The sequence below is a fragment of the Gemmatimonas aurantiaca T-27 genome (assembly GCF_000010305.1).
Lineage (GTDB): Bacteria > Gemmatimonadota > Gemmatimonadetes > Gemmatimonadales > Gemmatimonadaceae > Gemmatimonas > Gemmatimonas aurantiaca.
On record NC_012489.1, the window covers coordinates 1541131 to 1559926 of the forward strand.

At 66.1% G+C, this 18796-nt stretch carries 17 protein-coding genes and 2 tRNA genes; 16 read left to right on the forward strand and 3 right to left on the reverse strand.

The window, feature by feature from the left end; all coding sequences use genetic code 11:
- Position 1: 1 nt before the first annotated feature.
- From GAU_RS06590 to GAU_RS06650, 14 genes are all read left to right on the forward strand, one after another.
- Complete coding sequence (locus GAU_RS06590) at positions 2–880, forward strand: 3-hydroxybutyryl-CoA dehydrogenase (RefSeq protein ID WP_012682780.1); 879 nt, start codon at positions 2–4, stop codon at positions 878–880.
- Positions 881–887: 7 nt separating this feature from the next.
- A complete protein-coding gene (locus GAU_RS06595) occupies positions 888–2072 on the forward strand; it encodes an acyl-CoA dehydrogenase (RefSeq protein ID WP_012682781.1) in 1185 nt (394 codons plus the stop codon).
- A gap of 19 nt (positions 2073–2091) precedes the next feature.
- Positions 2092–3168 (forward strand): Glu/Leu/Phe/Val dehydrogenase dimerization domain-containing protein, encoded by a 1077-nt coding sequence (locus tag GAU_RS06600; RefSeq protein WP_012682782.1) that lies wholly within the window; start codon positions 2092–2094, stop codon positions 3166–3168.
- A gap of 16 nt (positions 3169–3184) precedes the next feature.
- Positions 3185–3676, forward strand: coding sequence for a ribose 5-phosphate isomerase B (rpiB, locus tag GAU_RS06605; RefSeq protein ID WP_041265330.1), 492 nt, complete (start codon positions 3185–3187; stop codon positions 3674–3676).
- Positions 3677–3714: 38 nt separating this feature from the next.
- The gene (gene glyA, locus GAU_RS06610) at positions 3715–4971 is read left to right on the forward strand and encodes a serine hydroxymethyltransferase (RefSeq protein ID WP_041266139.1); all 1257 of its coding nucleotides are present in this window, start codon (positions 3715–3717) and stop codon (positions 4969–4971) included.
- 110 nt (positions 4972–5081) lie between these two features.
- On the forward strand, positions 5082–5465 hold the full coding sequence (locus GAU_RS06615; RefSeq protein WP_012682785.1) for a Minf_1886 family protein: 384 nt from the start codon (positions 5082–5084) through the stop codon (positions 5463–5465).
- Complete coding sequence (locus GAU_RS06620; protein ID WP_169307612.1) at positions 5416–7158, forward strand: NAD(P)H-hydrate dehydratase; 1743 nt, start codon at positions 5416–5418, stop codon at positions 7156–7158. Before GAU_RS06615 ends, GAU_RS06620 begins: the two co-directional genes overlap by 50 nt.
- Before the next feature lie 70 nt (positions 7159–7228).
- On the forward strand, positions 7229–8920 hold the full coding sequence (locus GAU_RS06625; protein WP_041265332.1) for a hypothetical protein: 1692 nt from the start codon (positions 7229–7231) through the stop codon (positions 8918–8920).
- Positions 8917–9888 carry a thiamine-phosphate kinase gene (thiL, locus tag GAU_RS06630; protein ID WP_012682788.1) on the forward strand — a complete coding sequence of 324 codons (972 nt, stop codon included), beginning with the start codon at positions 8917–8919 and terminating at the stop codon, positions 9886–9888. The genes GAU_RS06625 and thiL overlap by 4 nt, the downstream gene beginning before the upstream one ends.
- Before the next feature lie 67 nt (positions 9889–9955).
- Entirely contained in the window at positions 9956–10750 is a 795-nt protein-coding gene (locus tag GAU_RS06635; protein WP_052574284.1) for a lysophospholipid acyltransferase family protein, read from the forward strand.
- Between the two features lie 12 nt (positions 10751–10762).
- Positions 10763–12043, forward strand: a complete 1281-nt coding sequence (eno, locus tag GAU_RS06640; RefSeq protein WP_012682790.1) for a phosphopyruvate hydratase — start codon at positions 10763–10765, stop codon at positions 12041–12043.
- Positions 12021–12473: an FtsB family cell division protein gene (locus GAU_RS21810; RefSeq protein WP_169307613.1), complete on the forward strand. Its 453-nt coding sequence runs from the start codon at positions 12021–12023 to the stop codon at positions 12471–12473. Before eno ends, GAU_RS21810 begins: the two co-directional genes overlap by 23 nt.
- Positions 12451–12524: transfer RNA gene (locus tag GAU_RS06645), tRNA-Met, on the forward strand. Before GAU_RS21810 ends, GAU_RS06645 begins: the two co-directional genes overlap by 23 nt.
- A gap of 81 nt (positions 12525–12605) precedes the next feature.
- A tRNA-Met gene (locus tag GAU_RS06650) sits at positions 12606–12679 on the forward strand.
- 246 nt (positions 12680–12925) lie between these two features.
- Here the strand turns inward: GAU_RS06650 and GAU_RS06655 are convergent.
- On the reverse strand, positions 12926–13642 hold the full coding sequence (locus GAU_RS06655; RefSeq protein ID WP_012682792.1) for a sigma factor-like helix-turn-helix DNA-binding protein: 717 nt from the start codon (positions 13640–13642) through the stop codon (positions 12926–12928).
- Between the two features lie 81 nt (positions 13643–13723).
- Positions 13724–15112, reverse strand: a complete 1389-nt coding sequence (locus GAU_RS06660) for a DNA recombination protein RmuC (RefSeq protein ID WP_041265333.1) — start codon at positions 15110–15112, stop codon at positions 13724–13726.
- Positions 15113–15429: 317 nt separating this feature from the next.
- On the opposite strand from GAU_RS06660, the gene GAU_RS06665 reads away from it, so the two are divergent.
- Both GAU_RS06665 and GAU_RS06670 read left to right on the forward strand, forming a co-directional pair.
- Positions 15430–15708 carry a winged helix-turn-helix domain-containing protein gene (locus GAU_RS06665; protein WP_012682794.1) on the forward strand — a complete coding sequence of 93 codons (279 nt, stop codon included), beginning with the start codon at positions 15430–15432 and terminating at the stop codon, positions 15706–15708.
- 77 nt (positions 15709–15785) lie between these two features.
- Entirely contained in the window at positions 15786–16328 is a 543-nt protein-coding gene (locus GAU_RS06670) for a hypothetical protein (protein WP_012682795.1), read from the forward strand.
- Positions 16329–16465: 137 nt separating this feature from the next.
- Here GAU_RS06670 and GAU_RS06675 read toward each other — a convergent pair whose 3' ends face one another.
- Positions 16466–18796 carry a heavy metal translocating P-type ATPase gene (locus tag GAU_RS06675; RefSeq protein ID WP_231847962.1) on the reverse strand — a complete coding sequence of 777 codons (2331 nt, stop codon included), beginning with the start codon at positions 18794–18796 and terminating at the stop codon, positions 16466–16468.

The following is an 18796-nucleotide window of genomic DNA, read 5'->3' on the forward strand; positions in this document are numbered from 1 at the left end:
CATGTCGGAGTCGACGGGTGGATCCCAGCAGGGCGCCGTGCAGCACGCGGCGGTGATCGGTGCGGGCCAGATGGGCAACGGTATCGCGCATGTGTTTGCCACGAGTGGCCATCAGGTCACGATGATCGATGTCAGTGCTGACGCCTTGGCGCGCGGCCGCGACAACATCGCGAAGAACCTCGATCGCCAGGTGAAAAAAGGCGCGCTCGAAGCCTCCCTGGCCGAAGCCGCATTGGGTCGGGTGTCGACGGCGACGTCGCTGGAAGCGGTGACCGGCGCGCAGATCGTGGTGGAAGCCGCCACCGAGCGCACCGACCTCAAGTTCCGCATCTTCGAGGATCTCGATCGCCTGGCCGACGCCGGCACCATCCTCGCCACCAACACCAGCTCCATCTCCATCACCGAGATCGCGGCGCGCACCAAGCGTCCCGAACTCGTCATCGGCATGCATTTCATGAATCCGGTGCCGGTGATGCAGCTCGTGGAAGTCATCCGCGGGTTGGCCACGAGCGACGACACCACGCAGCGCGTCATGGCCCTGTCGAAGGCACTCGGCAAGACCCCCGTGGAAGTGAACGACTTCCCGGGCTTCGTGGCCAATCGCATTCTCATGCCGATGATCAACGAAGCCATCTACTGTGTGATGGAAGGCGTGGGGACGCCGGAAGCCATCGACACGGTGATGAAGCTCGGCATGAACCACCCGATGGGTCCGCTGACGCTGGCCGACTTCATTGGCCTCGATACCTGCCTGGCCATTCTCGAAGTGTTGCACGAAGGGTTGGGTGACCCGAAGTACCGCCCGTGTCCGTTGCTCCGGAAGTATGTCGCTGCCGGGTGGTACGGCCGGAAGTCGGGCCGCGGTTTCTACCAGTACTGAGCCCATCATGTCGCTGATTCTTCTCAACGAAACGCAGCAGGAAATCCGTCGACTGGCGCGTGACTATGCGCAGCGCGAACTAGTGCCGATGGCGGCCGAGCGTGACCGCGAAGCGCGGTTCGATCGCAGCATGGTGCAGCAGATGGCGGAACTGGGCTTCTTTGGCATGCTCATCCCCGAGCAGTACGACGGACTCGGGCTCGATGCGCAGAGTTACCTGCTCGCGCTCGAAGAGATTGCCGTTGGCGACTCGTCGGCGGCGGTGCTGCTCAGTGTGCACAACTCACTGCCCACGCAGATGATCCTCAACTTCGGCAACGAGGAACAGCGCACGCGCTTTCTTCCGCCGATGGCCCGTGGTGAACTGCTGGGGGCGTTCTGTCTGTCGGAGCCCGAAGCGGGTTCCGATGCCGGCTCGCTGGCCACGCAGGCCGTGCGTGAGGGCGATGAATGGGTGCTGAACGGCACCAAGGCGTGGGTGTCACACGGGAACGAAGCTGGGGTGCTGCTCTGTATGGCGCGCACCGACGCGCCGGGCGCCCGCAAAGGTAGCAAGGGGATCTCCACCTTCATCCTCACGCCCGACCTGCCGGGTTTCCACCTCACGAAGAAGGAAAACAAGCTTGGGCTGCGCGCGTCCCCGACGCTGCAGATCGTGCTCGACAACTGTCGTGTGCCCGCCGACCGCCTCGTGGGTGAGGAAGGGCGCGGACTGACGTACGCGCTCGGGTCGCTCGATCATGGCCGCCTCGGCATTGCGTCGCAGGCCATCGGTATCGCGCGCGCCGCCCTCGAGGCCAGCGCGCGCTACGCGGGTGAGCGCAAGCAGTTCGGCAAGAGTATCGGCGAGTTCCAGGCCATCCAGTTCAAGCTGGCGGACATGGCCACTCGCATCACGGCTGCCCGTACGCTGTTGCACACGGCGGCGGCCGCCAAGGAGCGCGGTGAGAAGGTCACGCGCTACAGCAGCATGGCGAAGCTCTTCGCAACAGAGACCGCCATGTGGGTCACGACGCAAGCTGTCCAGATTTTTGGCGGCTACGGGTACGTGACTGACTATCCCGTCGAACGGTACATGCGTGATGCGAAGGTGACAGAGATCTACGAAGGCACTTCGGAGATCCAGCGCATCGTCATCGCGCGTGAAACCCTGGCGGCAGCTATCGCCAACGACGGATCACTTCCCGACTGATCCTCCGCAGGTGGGTCATATGCAACACTTTGAAGTCATCGCCGAGATGGGCCATGAGCAGGTGGTGTTCTGCCATGACAAGGCATCCGGTTACCGTGGCATCATCGCCATTCACGACACCACACTGGGTCCCGCGCTGGGTGGGACCCGGTTCTGGAATTACGCCACCGATGAGGACGCGTTCATCGACGCGCTCCGTCTCTCGCGTGGCATGACGTACAAGAACGCCGTCGCAGGCCTCAACCTGGGCGGTGGCAAGGCCGTGATCATCGGCGACAACAAGACGCCGCATCGCGAGATGCTGTTCCGCGCCCATGGGCGCTTCTGTGATTCGCTGGGCGGCCGGTATGTCACGGCCGAAGACGTGGGCACGACGGTTGAAGACATGGACTTCGTGCACATGGAAACCACGCACGTCGCGGGCATCGGCTCCAAGTCCGGTGATCCGTCCAGTGTGACGGCGCACGGCGTGTTCCGCGCTATCGAGGCCTCGGCGCATGCGCGTTGGGGGAGCAACTCCCTCGAAGGGCGCACCATCGCGTTGCAGGGGCTCGGGCACGTGGGCACGCATCTCGCGAAGGAACTGCACGCTGCCGGCGCACAGTTGGTCGTGACCGACATCGATGCTGGACGCATCGCGCATGTGGTGGACACCTGCGGCGCGCGCGCCGTGGCGCTGAACGAGATCTACGGAGTGAAGGCCGATATTTTCACGCCCTGCGCGTTGGGTGGTGTGATCAACGACGACACGATTCCGCAGTTGCAGGTGGAGATCGTGGCCGGCGCGGCCAACAATCAGTTGCTCGAAGATCGCCACGGCGATGAGCTCGAACGGCGTGGCATTCTGTACGCGCCCGACTACGTGGCCAATGCCGGCGGCGTGATCAACGTGTACAGCGAACTCACCGGCTGGAGCCGCGATCGTGCGCTCCGCAAGGCCGACGAGATCTACGAAACGGTGCTGAGCGTCTTCCGGATGGCCAAGAGCACCGGTATTCCCACGTACCAGGCTGCGGATCGTGTGGCAGAGCAGCGCATCAACGCGGTGCGCGGTATGATCAGGACGTGGCCGCAGTATCCCAATAAGGAAACCTGAGCCGAGAGTCGACACTATGGTGGACGTGGCACATCCGGGTGAACGCATTCCGATCGCTTCCGATCACGCCGGCTTCGAACTGAAGGAACGCTTGCGCACCGTGCTGTCGGAGATGGGGTACTCCGTCGATGACATCGGCACGCACAGCACGGCGAGCACCGACTACCCCGACTACGCGCACCCGCTCTCGCAGCAGGTGTCGGACGGCGCCGTGCAGCGTGGGGTGCTGCTGTGTGGCACGGGGTTGGGCATGTCGTACGTGGCGAATCGGTACCCGGGTGTGCGCGCGGCCGTCTCCTGGAGTCCGGAGATCGCCGCGCTCGCCCGCAAGCACAATGACGCGAACGTGCTGGTGTTGCCGGCGCGTTTTGTGTCCGATGAAGACGCCATTGCCATCCTGCGCACGTGGCTCGAGACGCCGTTCGAAGGAGGGCGTCATCAGGGCCGTGTGGCCAAGATCGAACAGACCAACGAACACGGGGATGACACCCCAGGGAGTGGTGCATGAGTGCAGGAGCCAGCGCCCACTGGTCGCAGTGGGATCGCCTGCCCCCAGGCGCGGCGCTGACCACCGCGGATCCGGACATCGCGCATCTGATCACGGAGGAAATCGAACGCCAGAATGACGGGCTCGAACTCATCGCCAGCGAGAACTTCGTGTCGCCGGCGGTGATGGAAGCCATGGGTTCGCCGCTGACGAACAAGTATGCCGAAGGTCTGCCGGGCAAGCGCTACTACGGTGGCTGCGAGGTGGTGGACAAGATCGAGCAACTGGCCATCGATCGTCTCAAGCAGCTCTTCGGTGCTGAGCATGCCAATGTGCAGGCGCACAGCGGCGCGTCGGCCAACGCCGCCGTATTCCTCGCGTTCATGAAGCCCGGTGACACCTTCCTCGGCATGGATCTGTCGCAGGGCGGGCACCTCACGCATGGATCGCCGGTGAATTTTTCGGGGCTGCTGTACAAGGCCGTGTCGTACGGCGTGACCGATGAAGGTCTGATCAACTACGAGCACATGCGGGCCATGGCGCGCGAGCACAAGCCGAAGATGATCATCGCCGGCTACAGCGCCTATTCGCGTGTGATCGACTGGCAGGCGTTTGCCGATATCGCCAAGGAAGTGGGCGCCATTTTCATGGTCGATATGGCGCACTTTGCCGGTCTTGCGGCAACCGGGCAGTACCCGTCGCCGGTGCCGTTTGCCGACGTGGTCACCAGCACCACGCACAAGACGCTGCGAGGGCCGCGTGGTGGCATCATCCTGTGCAAGGCGGAACATGCCAAGGCCATCGACAAGGCCACGTTCCCCGGCATGCAGGGCGGCCCGCTGGAACATGTAATCGCCGCCAAAGCGGTGGCCTTTGGGGAAGCGCTGCAGCCGGCGTTCACCGACTACTGCCGGCAGGTGATCCAGAACGCCCAGGTGCTCGCCCAGGCGCTGGTGGCGCGTGGATATCACATCGTGTCCGGCGGCACGGACAACCACCTCATGCTGGTCGACCTTCGCAGCAAGGGACTGACCGGCAAGGTGGCCGAAAAGGCGCTGGACGACGCGGGGATCACGGTGAACAAAAACACCGTCCCCCGCGAAACGCAGTCGCCGTTCGTCACCAGTGGAATCCGGATCGGCACCCCCGCGGTGACGACCCGCGGCATGACGGCCGATGCCATGCAGGAAATCGCCGCACTCATCGATCGTGTGCTGTCGGCACCGGAGGATGTTGCCACCATCGCGGCGGTGAAGCGGGACGTGAAGGCCTTGGCCGATCAGTATCCGTTGTACGGCGCGACGTCGCGCGTCTGATTGGTGCTGGGTGTGGGGGCGGTCGTGTCATGGAACGACCCTTATATGGCCGTCCGCCCCTGCCGATACTATTTTTTCAGATTGAACCCTATTCCCGGGAGCAGGACCGCGTGACCGAGTTGGCGTTCCGTGATGGCATCATGGACCAGATCCGCCTGCGTGAGCAGCGGTTCGATGAGCGCGCATATCTGTTTGTGCTCTCATCGCTCGAGCATTGCCAGGGCCGGCTCACGGAACGGCGTCACATCAGCGGTCCCGAGCTCGCCCACGCCTGCCGCGATCTTGCCTTGCAGCGCTTTGGTGTGATGGCTCGCCTCGTGCTGGAACATTGGGGTGTGCGCACGACCCGCGATATCGGTGACATTGTGTTCACACTGGTCGAGCTGGGATTGCTCATCAGCCAGGCGCAGGACTCCCGCGACGATTTCCTCGGCGTGTTCGACTTTGCGGAGTCGTTCGAGCGCGAGTATCCGTGGAGCACGGCGCACGTCTGAGCGTCGGGTAACCACATCCGCCCAGGCGGCGGCGTGTGACCAAGCGGCCATCGCCGCCGGGACGCCCTCGTTCGCGTTGATGCTGCAGGCTGGCACCGCGACGGCTTCACTCATCTTGCGGGACTATGCCGGGCATCTCACGCACGGCGTGGTGGTGTTGGCGGGCACCGGCAACAATGGCGGTGATGCCTATGTGGTCGCGGCGCAGCTCGCGCGTGCGGGCGTGCGGGTTCGGGTGCACGCCATCGACGCGCCGCGCACCGACGACGCCCGTCGGGCCGCGTCCCTGCTCACCACCACACTGAGTGCCGGCAACGGCCCTCGCCATGCGCCGTTGGTGGAGACGGTCGATGACTCTCATGCACTGCTCCCCGATCAGGCGCGGCTGGTGATCGACGGACTGCTGGGGACCGGACAACACGGGCCTTTGCGTGACGCGGTGCGACAGGCCTGCGATGTGATCCATCGCCTGCAGCAGCGAGGAGCGCTGGTGATGGCGCTGGATGTGCCCACGGGGCTCGATGCGTCCACCGGTGAACTGGCCGACGGCGCGGTGCGTGCCGAATGCACGGCATGTTATGGCACGCTCAAGCGCGGTCTGTTGATGCAGCGCGCCCATGCGGGTCGGGTGGTGCTGCTCGACATCGGCCTGGGGCTGCACGCCGAGGTGTCGTCGCAGGCCGATCCCGACACCTGGTGTTGGTATGACGCGACGGCGGTGGCGGCACAGGTTCCGGCTATCGCCTGGGATGCACACAAAGGGCGTCGGGGCCGTGTGTTGGTGGCGGGCGGTGAGATGGGTATGGCCGGCGCGGCGGTGTATGCCGCGCGCGCTGCATTGCTGGCGGGAGCGGGAGTCGTGCATGCCCTGGTCGATACGCAGAGCGTGCCGGCCGTGCAGGCGCTTTGTGCGGCCGCCCTCGCGCACCGCTGGCCGGCGTTGGATAACACGTCACCGCACACATCGGCGGCCCATGCGCTCACGCCCGTGGGTACCATGCGACCCGACATCGCCGTGGATGCCGTGGCAGTGGGCCCCGGGCTCGGTCGGTCGCGGCGGGCCGGTCAACTCCTGCAACACGTGGTGGCTCGGCATCGCACGGTACCGATGGTGCTGGACGCCGATGCGTTGTGGCATGCGGCCGATGCCGCGCAGACGCTGGGCATCGACGCCGCCACGGTGTTGTCGCACTGGACGCGCGACATGATGGGCGCGAGAGCGCAGGGCGACGCGGCCGTTGTCTGCACGCCACATCCAGGGGAATTCGCCCGTCTCACTGGTGCTCCGTTGCCCACATCGTGGCAGGCCCGCGCGGATCTGCTGCAGCAGTTTGCAACGCGGGCCGGAGTCACGATGTTGCTGAAGGGCACACCCACGCTGGTCGCGTCGCCGGGCGTGTCACACGTGAGTGTGGTGCCGCATGGTACGGCGCTGCTGGCCACCGGAGGCAGCGGCGATTGTCTCACGGGCATGATTGGCACGCTGCTCGCCCAAGGGCTGCCGGCGCACGAGGCGGCGGTCGTGGGCGCCACCGTACATGGACGGGCGGCGGAGTTGGCCACGGCGCGCGCTGGTGCAGTGCGTGGCACCACGCTCGAGGACCTCTTGGGCGCACTGCCTGAGGTGTGGCACACGATTGGCGCAGTACCGGTGCGCGCGCCCTACGTGCTTGCCGAATTGCCCGGTCTTTGACGTGAGGACTTTCCCGAGGTGGCCGAGCGTCCGGAATCATGGCCTTGCTGCTGGGACGCTGTTCGCGGCGATGCTTTCGCTCTGGACGAGCGGTTGTGTCAGCGCGGGCACCGCCGCTGGCGCAGCCGGAGAAGGTGCATACGGGCGACGCGAGGAGCGTGTACAGATCGGCAGCTTCGCGTCGGTGCCGGCAGTGGCGGTGTCTCGTCGTTTTGTCTATGCCGCGGGCACCGATGGCGTGGCGATCTACGATCGGGCGTTCAATCGCTGGTTGCCGCCGCTGTCCACGGGCGCGGGGCCCGATGCTGCCTTGTTTGCACAACCAATCGGATTTCTGGTTGGTGATCCGCTGGAAGATGCGCTGTGGATTGGTGTGCCTGGTGCGGTACTCACGTACCGGCCGGACACTGAGCAACTGCAACGCACGATGGTGGTGGGCACCCCCGATTTCCTGGTGTTCGATCGCAGCGGCAACGGTGATGCCTATGTCCGCAGTGCAGGGCAGTACACACGCATCTCCCGTGTGGGGATCACCTCACCGGTGATGTCGTTGCCGCCGTCGTCGGCGCTGCTCATTCCGCCCACACTCACGGACCTGTACCGACAGTTCCCCACACTGCGGAATCAGCCGCAACTCTTCCTGCGCACACAGGCACCACAACGCGCACTCCGACCGGCCACACTGCTGGCCGGCGCCGCATCTCCGGAACGGGCGAGCGAAGTGTGGCTCGGCACCGACAGTGAAGGCCTCTTCCGTTTCGATCCCACGTTTTTGCAGGCCACGCCGCTGCCCTATGGCTTGATGTCTCCTGGTGTCGGTGCGCTCGCGCTGGCGGCCGATGGTGTCTGGGCGGCGAGTCTGGGCGTCACGGGGATGTCGCCCGGTGTCTCGAGCGTGATGGCCTTCGGCGCGCCAGGCAGTCTGCGGGGCGGACTCAGTTTTGTGTCCAACAATCTGCAGCAGTTCCGATGGCTCGATGGCACCATTGCGGTGCCGTTGGCCGGCGTGCGCACCTATGTGATGGCCACGCGCGGCGCACGGGCCTGGATCGGAACGGAACGTGGTGTGGTGCGCATGAAACTTGATGGCGCCAACGAGACGTTGGCCTGGTCGGCGCTCGATGGGTTGCCCGATCCGCGTGTCCTCAGCATCGCGGCACGAGACGATGGCGCGTGGGTGGGCACGATGCGGGGACTGCGTTTTGTGCCGGACTCCGGCGATGGTCCCGGCAAACGACCAGTGATGGCCGTGTCTGGTGCGCGCGCGCTCGACAACATGGCGGTGTATGCCCTGCAGATGGTGGGCGACACACTCTGGGCGGGAACGGAAAGTGGGCTGCTCGCGATTGCCCAACCGATGCAGGAGGCCACGTTGCTGCGTCCGGAGAGTAGTGATCCGGCACTGCGCCGTCCGGTGCGCGCGTTGGCGTGGAGTGATACAGTGCTGCTCGCGGTCACCGACGACGCCGTGCTGCAGATCGCGCCACGCAGCGCACGTCCCGTGTCGCGTTTGGAGGCGCTGCGGGTGTCACAGGTAGGCCAGGCGATCCGTGCCGGTCTCGATGAACGCGCCGTCTGGATTGCCGGGCCGGAGGGCGTGTTGCTGCAGACGCGATCCGGTGGGGCCGTGCGATGGCTTCGTCGTGGGATCGAATTGGACGGGCCCGCGCTCGATATCGTCGCAAGTCGTGAATGGTTTTGGATTGGCACACCACGTGGCCTCTTGCGTTTGCGGCGCACCAGTGATGGACTGGTACCATGACCACGCCACACCACCCGCCATCTTCGCCGACACGTCCACACCAGGCCATGGGAGCAGGTGGAGAGTTCGACACCATCCGCATGCTCATGTCGCGATGGGGAGATCTCGCAGCCGATATCGGTGACGACGCCGCGGTGCTCTCGCCGATCACCTCGGGCGTCCGCGTGGTTTCCACCGACGCGTGCGTGGAAGGGGTGCACTTCCGGCGTGAGTGGATTGCCCCTTACGACGTGGGTGTGCGGGCGGCCGCGGCGGCCCTCAGCGATCTGGCGGCGATGGGAGCTGCTGCCGAGTACGTGTTGGTGGCCTTTGTGGTGCCTGACGGCTGGCGCACCGCACTGGGTGCGGTGGCCGACGGCATCGGCGCACAGGTGCGACGCGCCGGCGCACGGATTGTAGGCGGAAACCTGAGCCGAGGAGCCGCCTTTGGCATCACGCTCACCGTGATCGGCACCGCCGCGCGTGCCGTGTCGCGGGCCGGTGCGCAGGTGGGTGATGTCGTGGTGGTGACGGGCCTTCTGGGTGGCCCCGGGGCGGCGCTCGCGGCGTGGGAATCGGGTGTGGAGCCAACAGGGTGGGCCCACGAACGCTTTGTGCACCCGTCGCCACGTCTGGCCGAAGGCGCGCTGCTGGCCGCTGCCGGCGCCAGCGCCATGCTCGACATCTCCGATGGGCTGGCCGCGGATGCTCGGCATATCGCGGCGGCCAGTGGCGTCGATCTGGTGATCGACGACACACGTCTGCCCCTGGGCGAGGGGATCACCGCTCAGAACGCCCTGCGCAGCGGCGAGGAGTACGAATTGCTGGCGACCATGGCGCCTTCGGCGTATGAGGCACTGGCCTGCGCCTGGCCAGCCGGCGGTGTGTCACTCACGGTGATTGGTGTTGTGGGGCCAATTGGCGCCGCCCACCGATCCGGTCAGGGCGCCGTGTCACCGGGACACGATCATTTCCGTGAAAACTCCTGAGCCTGCCCGTGATCGGCCTTCGCGATCATCGTTGAATTGAGCGGGTCGCTGGGTGATTTTTCACGGAATGTTTCGGACTGCTCTCACGACGATCGCGCTGCTGCTGGGTACGCTCATCTTCGGGTCGATCGTGCTGATCTCCCAGTTGTTTGGCGTGCCGGAAGGGCCCAACAGCATCTACGAAAAGTGCCCGCGCTGGTGGGCCTGGTGGCTGCTGCGTGCTGCGGGCGTCAAGGTGGTGCTGCATCGTGCCGAAGGTGTGGTCGATGACTCCGTGCCGCGGGTGTACATCGCGAATCACGTGTCCTGGTTCGACATCCCGTCGCTGATCCACGTGCTGCCGCCGTACGGTTTTGTGGCCAAGCGGGAACTCGAGAAAATCCCGCTGTTCGGAGCCGCGGCCCGTGGTGTAGGCGTGATCTACATCGATCGCGAAAACCGGAAGGCGGCGTTTGGCGCGTACGAAGATGCCGCGCGCAAGATTCGTGAAGGGCAATCGGTGTTGGTCTATCCTGAGGGAACCCGCGGCGATTCGTATGCGGTGCGGCCTTTCAAGAAGGGTCCGTTTGTGCTCGCCATTGGATCGGGAGCGCCGATCGTGCCGATCGCGATCCATGGCACGATCGAAGTGAATCCGCGCGGGTCGTTCCGGGCCTCACCCGGCACCGTCCATGTGCACCTGCTCGAACCCATTCCCACCGAGGGCCTCACGTACGATGATCGTGAAGCCCTTGGGGAACGCGTGCGCGAGCGGGTCGCGGCGTGCCTGCGTGAGCAGTATGGCGTGAATCCCGCGCTTGTGTCCCGAGGTTCGCGGCCGGCCGCGACGCCTGTCGATTCGTTCCGTACCCAGAACTCCTAACTCCCAGATCACATGGCTTCTATCGTTGCCGTTTCCGCGCGTGAAATCCTCGACTCCCGTGGCAATCCCACGGTCGAAGTGGATGTTGTCCTCGAAACCGGCGCGGCCGGGCGTGCGGCGGTGCCGAGTGGCGCGAGCACGGGTGAGCGCGAAGCCGTAGAACTGCGCGATGGTGACCCGGCCCGCTACGGCGGCAAGGGTGTGCTGAATGCGGTGAACAACGTGAATACCGAGATCGCGGAAGCGCTCGAAGACATGGATGCCACCGACCAGATCGCCGTGGACCGTGCGCTGCTCGACCTCGATGGTACGGAGAACAAGGGGCGTCTGGGTGCCAACGCGATGCTCGGCGTATCGATGGCCGTTGCACGTGCAGCCGCGTTCGAGGTGGGGCTGCCGCTGTATCGGTACCTCGGTGGCCCGATGGCGCGTACGCTGCCCGTGCCGATGATGAACATCCTGAACGGCGGGGCACACGCCACGAACACGGTGGATTTTCAGGAGTTCATGATCATTCCGGTCGGCGCTGATTCGTTCGCCGATGGACTGCGCATGGGCACGCAGGTGTTTCATCAGCTCAAGAAGGTGTTGGTCAGCCGCAAGCTGTCCACCGGCGTAGGCGATGAAGGTGGTTTTGCGCCCAACTTGGCGAGCGACGAAGAAGCGCTGAAGGTCATCATCGAAGCCATCGAAGCGGCTGGCTTCCGTCCGGGGCAGGATATCGCGCTTGCACTCGATGTGGCGGCCAGCGAGTTGTTCCAGAACGGCCAGTATCACTTCAAGAAGAGCGGCGCCCCCTCGCGCAGCCCGAAGGATATGGCGGAGATGTATGCCGGTTGGCTCGAGCAGTATCCGATCGTGTCGATCGAAGACGGCATGTCCGAAAACGACTGGGACGGCTGGAAACTGTTGACGGAAAAGATCGGTGATCGTTGTCAGTTGGTGGGCGACGACTTGTTCTGCACGAACAGTGAGATCCTCGCCAAGGGCATCGAGAACGACGTGGCCAATGCCATCCTGATCAAGGTGAATCAGATTGGCACGCTGACCGAAACGTTCGAAGCGATCGAGCTCGCCCGGTCGGCCGGCTACAACTCCGTCATCTCGCATCGCAGTGGCGAAACGGAAGACACGTTCATCGCCGACCTCGCCGTGGCCACGCAGGCGGGGCAGATCAAGACGGGCGCGCCGTCGCGCAGCGATCGTGTCGCGAAGTACAACCAGCTCCTGCGCATCGAGGAGCAGTTGGAAGGCTACGCCGAGTATCCGGGTGGCGCGATCTTCGGCATCTAAGGGCGGCGCGTTCTCCGCGCTGCTGCAGACGGTCTGGGTCCGGCGCCTCTTGTGGGGCGCCGGCATTCTGGCTGTGCTGGCCTTTGCGGTGGAAGGTGGTGAGTACGGCTCTTCCGATCTTTTTTCGCAGCGTGACCAGCGGGCCGAGTTGGAGAACGATCTGCAGGACTTACGCGATTCGGTTGCGGCGCTCAGGGCCGATCTGAAAGCCGTGGCGACCGATCCGGCACGTCTGGAGCGTCTCGCGCGGGAAGAGTACGGGATGGTGCGCGGTGAGAAGGAGATTCTCTACCGGTTCAATGGTGCGCGGAGTGATTCGGCCGCGGTCAAGCTGGTGCCTGACGAGCGATCGGATGAGTCTTCCGGGGTTGACTCCGGGAGTTCGGTGGCTAATATCCCAAGACTGCCGCGGGGTGGAGCAGCCTGGTAGCTCGTCGGGCTCATAACCCGAAGGTCGCGGGTTCAAATCCCGCCCCCGCCATGTGCAAACGGTCGGTCCGAAAGGGCCGGCCGTTTGTGTCCCGGTACACCGCGTGTGCGACAGGCGTGGTGCAAGTGCTGGGGCTGGGTAGCTCAGCCGGTTAGAGCGCACGACTCATAATCGTGAGGTCGGGAGTTCGAGTCTCCCCCCAGCTATCGCCGTACCTCTCAGTTGAAACCATGAAAGCCGTTGACTCGTAACGAGTTAGCGGCTTTCATCGTTTCCGCCCCGGTCCATGCAACCGCTCCTGCGCGACGTGGAAATGTGGGTCCGTATGTGCTTGTGTGGCCCGGTTTGCGCATACGGTTGCACATACGGTACCGCATGCGGCAGGACGTCGCCACGGCGAGTACACTACCGCCTACGGCGGTACCCACCGCGGTGCTGATGCGCGGCCGTGACTAGGCGGCCGCGGCGTGCGCCGGCGTGGACGCCACCCCCGCCGCCTGCGCGGCGAGCCGCACCGCGATCTCGTGCGCGCGATCATCCGCGTGGCGGTGCAGACGCTTCGCCGCGAACAGGCTGAGCCCGAGGCGCTCCGCGACGTCCACCCACGACGCCGTCGGCTCTTGCATCGCCTTCAGCACTTCGCGTTCCTGCGGCGTGAGTTCCTGCAGCACGGCAGTCACGAGAGCGTCACGTTGCGCGCGCGGAATGGGCAACCGGTGCAGCGCCCATGAGGCCGATACCTGCGCGGCCCCTGATGGGGACGCAGGGGACGGCGGGTTCCTATCCGGGTCCTCGTCGATGGCATCGGCGATCTGACGCTCCAGCCAGCGCTCGAAGTCCACGACGCTGCGGCTGGCGCAGCGGGGTAGGGCCGCCATCACGCGCGCCGTCGCCTCCGCGACCATCCATTCGACATCGAACGGTGGCATCAGCAGATCGCCATCCGCGGTGTCGGCGCTCTCCCCGACCTGCGGCGAACCGAGTTGCTCAACGTACGCGCGAACGCGCTGCGCGATCAGCGCCGCGAGCCATTGCTTCGCCGCCAGCGCCTGCGAGTACGACGCGTCTCGCGACGCGAGGAACAAGGTGAAAACCCCGCATCCGGTCTCGACCAACAGACCGATGGCGGCGAACGCCGCACGACGACGATTGGTGTGCCTCTTGGCCATGTGAACCTCCGTGAGGTAGTGGTAGTCCCGGCCGTGGTGACCGGGACCCCAGCGTGTGTGCATGTGATCGGGGGCGCCGCGTCAGGCGGCGGCGGGCGTGTCGTCGGCAGCGACGGTCGTCCTGGCGGCGCCCGTTTGGGCGTTGAGCAGCGCGCCGCTGAGCCGTGGCCCCAACTCCCGTGGCACCGTGTCGATCTCGCCGATGTTCGGGATGGCCTCGCGCGTGCGAACGCCCAGTTCCTCCATCCGTCGAGCGATGGGGAGGAGTCGCGATTCCAGCGACCCAGTGAGCGCATTGTATGCCGTCACACAGTCGCTCAGCGCGCGCTGCACGTGGCACACATGCCCGAGCACAACGCCCAGGCGGCCCAGTAGATCGGCCCCGATCTTCTCGATCTCCGCCGCCCGCTGATCACGCCCGTCCTGTCGCCACAACTGCTCCACCGCACTCAGCACGATCAACAGCGAGGCCGGCGACACGAGATGCACTTGTTGGCTGGCCGCGTGCTGCAACAGCTTCGGATCGCGACGGAAGGCCGCGTCCAGCACCGCATCGGCCGGAACGAATAGCAGCACGCCGTCGAGCAGCACCCGATCCGGTACCACGGCGGACACTCGTGCGGGGTAGCTCTTGCTCGCGAGTTGATCGATGTGCAAGCGCAGCGCCTTGGCGTGGCGGTCGAGCAGCGCGGACTTCTCGCTCTGCGACGACGCGTGCTGGGCGTCCAACAAGTGCTGTAGCGGCGCCTTGCTGTCGACGACGATGGCCCGCCCCTGCGGCAGCAACAGCACCGCATCGGGCCGGAACAGTCCCTCCTCCCCGCGCAGGGCGGGCTGCATCACGTAGTGCACCCGCTCTTGGAGGCCGGCCGCCTCCAGCGCGCGCTGCAGCGTCCACTCCCCGTACCGTCCGCGTACCTGCGATACGCGCAACACGTCCTGCAGCTTGCGCGTCTCCTCTCGATGTGCACGGTGCTCGTCGTTGAGGCTCTGCACGAGTGTCACCAGGCGCGAGAACTCTGCCGCGCTGCGGGTGTCGGTGGCGACGGAGGTATCGGCCAGTCGCTGCAACGTCTCGTGTACCGGCTGCAGCTCGACGTGCAATCGTTCGTTCCGCTCCGCGGTCGCCGCCTCGTACGCGGCACGAATCGCCTCACTCTCAGAACTGGCGCGGCGTTCGAGCGCCGCGGTGGTCGCCTGGAATGCTGTCGCCTGTTGCTGCAGCAGGCGGTCCCCCAGTTCACTGGACAACTGCTGCAGGGCCGCCCGCTGGGCCTCGGCGGCCTCGCGCGTCGCGTGCAGGCTGGCTTCGAGCTGTGCGCGCTCGAGTATTGCGGCGTCCTCCCGGGCGCGAGCCTCGGCCAGTTCGGTCTCCATCCGCACACGCTCGGCGTCGCGATGGGCCGTGGCGGTCTTGGTGCGGTGCTTGAGCACTCTGACGGCGATGATGCCCACCACGGCGACGAGCACCGCGGTTAACCCGGTGATGATTCCTATAGGGGTATCGTTGAAGACAACTCCTTTGCATGGGTGATGCGTCGTAGGACCCGGTGTGGTCCCGCAAGAGAGCATAGCGGATTGAGGGCCCGCTGTAGCACGACGCGACGGCGAGGCCGAACGACAGCATGCGGGGCGATACTCGGGGGCGCCGCGTGCGGAGATTGCGCAACCGGAAACGATGACCGGGGAGGTATCGTCGTCGTGATCCGTCCCGCTGTGGTGCCGCCGTTGCTGTCCGTACATCGCGCGGGTGGCGGTCAGCAGGGCGGTGCGGGTACGCTCGGCCCATGACCGCTTTGCCTCCTCGCCGCCGCCGGGCCGCCGTCCTCCCACCGGGACGCCTGACGTTTCGCGAGATCGCCGCCCTCCTTGGCATCTCGGTGATCACCCTCCGCCGCCGCGTGCGTCCGGTTGGCGACCAGGCGACACGCCGGCTCTGGGCCCAGCGACTCGACCTCAAGCGTCGACAACGCGGGGACTCACTGCCGGTGTATCACGCCTGCCGCCGACGGGTCGAGGAGTGGGGGCCGGAGATCACCGGCACGGACCCACCGGTCACGGACTAGCCCGGGGCGTGTTGCGGGGAACGTGCCGGTACGTCATCTCTCTGTTCGGTATTCGCGAACAGTGAACCGAGGAGCCCATGACCGCCGACGCGCTGCACGCCTTGGATGTGGGGCGCGCCCTCCGGCTCGCCGAGAGCCCGGTGGCCGACTTTCGCACGTTCGCCGACGACCTGTCGTTGAGCGTCAGCACCGCGCATGCCGCCGTGAAGCGTCTCAAGCTGGCCGGACTCGTGCGCCCGTCCAGCGCGGGGATCGGCACGGTGAACCGGCACGCTCTCCTGGAGTTCCTAGAACATGACGTGCGGTACGCGTTTCCTGCGGCGGCCGGGGCGCCCACGCGGGGGGTGCCGACCGCGCATGCCGGGCCGGTGTTCGCGGAGGTGATGGACTCGGCCGAGGCTCTCGTGTGGAAAGACCCGCAGGGCACGGTGGAGGGCCGCGCGTTGTCGCCCTTGCTCCCGCGGGCTGGTCGGCTCGCGGAACGGGCACCGGGTACGTATGCCCTGCTGACAGCGGTCGATGCACTGCGAATTGGGCGGGCGCGAGAGCGGGATATCGCGCGGCGCTACATCCGGCGTGTGCTCAAGGTGCAGCCTGCACACCGATCCTCAGTCGCGTGACCGACCATCTCACGGCCACCCGCTTCACCGGGCGCAATACGCCGGCGCTCGGAGCGAACGCCACCGGACCGCGACGCGCTGTCCCGCGCCCCCGTGGGCATCGCGCCCCGACGCCAGCGTGATCCCTGCGGGGTTCTTTAACCTTTCGCCCGAAAGCGCAACAGCCGCAGCGCGTTGGCGATCACGACCAGTGTGCTCCCCTCGTGTGCAATCACGGCCGGTCCGATGCTCGCCATGCCGCTGACCGTTACCGCCACCAACGCGACAATCACGCCGAGCGACACAAAGAGATTCTGCCGAATGACTCGCTTGGCTTGGCGCGAGAGTGCAATCGCGAAAGGCAGGCGGCTGAGGTCATCGCCCATCAGCGCAACATCTGCGGTCTCCAGGGCCGCCGCCGTCCCGGCGCCGCCCATCGCAATCCCCACGGTCGCATGAGCGAGCGCTGGCGCGTCGTTCACCCCGTCCCCCACCATCGCCACCGGCCCTCTCGCGGCGAGTTCCTTGATCGACGACACCTTGTCTTCCGGGAGGAGTCCAGCGCGCACTTCGTCGACCCCGACGGCCGTGCCCACTTCGTTGCCGACACCCGCGTTGTCGCCAGTCAGCATGATGATGCGCTGGATGCCCGCGCCGCGCAGTGCGACCAGTGTCGCGCGGGCATTCGCCCGCGGTTCGTCGGCGAGCCCCAGCACGCCGAGGAATTCGGGCGTGTGCCCGACCCGGCGCACGATCATCGTGCTGCGTCCGGCGTTCTCGAGGCGTGTCACCGCATCACGCACGTCCTGAGGAACGACGACACCCGCATCCTCGAACAGCAGCGCGCGGCCGATCTCAACGACCGCGCCGTCGACGGGCGCGCGAACACCTCGGGCCGTAATCGACTGGAGTTCTCCCGCCTCCGGCACGGCGAGCTTCTGTTCAACGGCGCGGCGCACGACCGCCTTCGCCAGCGGGTGCTGCGAGCGCTGCTCGACGGACGCGGCGTTGATGAGCACCATGACATCCGCAACGCCCGTCATTGGCACGATGTCTGTGACGGACGGCTCGCCGACCGTGATCGTGCCGGTCTTGTCGAATGCCAGCGACCGAATTGATCCCAGGGCTTCGAGGTGCGCGCCGCCTTTGATCAACACCCCATTGCGCGCGGCCTGCGCGATGCCCGCGAGTACCGCCGCCGGCGTGCCGAGTGCCAATGCGCACGGCGACGCGGCAACCAGCACTGCCATGGCGCGGGCGAAGGATTCCGACCAAGACAGCAGGCCGAGCAGCGGTGGCACCACGATCAGCAGCACGTCGCCGATCAGCACCAGCGGCACAAAAACGCGGGCGAAACGCTCAGTGAACTGCTGCGTTGGCGCCTTCTGGGTCTGCGCCTCCGACACGAGCTTGATCACGCGGTCCAGCGTGCGATCACCGATGGCGACGGTGACGTCGATGAGGAGCGCCCCCTCCCCGTTTACGCTGCCGGCGAACATCGGATCGCCGGGCGCCTTGTCGACCGGGACGCTCTCGCCCGTGATCGGCGCCTGATTCACACCGGAGCGCCCCTCGCGCACCGTACCGTCCACTGGCACGCGCTCGGCCGGTTTCACGATCACCACATCGCCGGGTCGCACAAGATCGATGCCGACGACGACCTCCCGCTGCACGCCGTTCTCGGCGCGAAGCACCGTGGCGCGCGATGGCGCCAGCTCCGCGAGCGCCGTGATGGCACTCCTCGCCCGGCCGAGCGCGTAATGCTCGAGCGCATGACCGAGGCTGAACAGGACGAGCAGCAGTGCACCCTCAGCCCACTCGCCCAGCACGGCCGCCCCGGCGGCTGCCACGACCATCAGGAGATCGATGTTGAAGTGGAACTTGCCGCGCCGGAGATCGCCCAGGAAATGCCCGACGTTATCCCGCGCGCCAAAAACGTACGAGAGGACGTAGGTCGTGATGGGAATCCACCGCGGCTCGAACGCGTTCCGCTCCAGAAGCCAGCCTGCGAGCAACAGCGCGCCGGACATGAGGCTCCACGCGAGTTCGCGGTTGCGCGCGTACCAGCCCTGCGACGCTGCGACTGCGTCCTCAGCCTGCTTGGGCGCAGCGGATGCTGCGCGCACCGCCGCGTCGATCTGCTCGTCGGTCGCTACAGTGCGGTCGTATTCGACGCGCGCGACCTGCGCGGCGAGGTTGACCGATGCGGCCGTCACCCCCGGTACGGCGCGCAGCTCAGACTCGAGCCTCGTGCCGTCGTCTTCGGTCGCGACAAGCCGGATCGGCAGGAGTCGATGTGCATACTGCGCGCTGATCGAGGCCCCGGCACCGCGCGCCATGCCTTCCACCTCGCTCAGCGTGATCTGGTCCGGATCGTAGTGCAGGCACAGGACCGGCCTCGTCACGGGGGCCGCTCCGCCCGGTTCGAGGTCGCCGACGTCGAGCACGTGCGCCTGAGCCACGCCCGGTTGGCCTTCGAGCACGGTCAC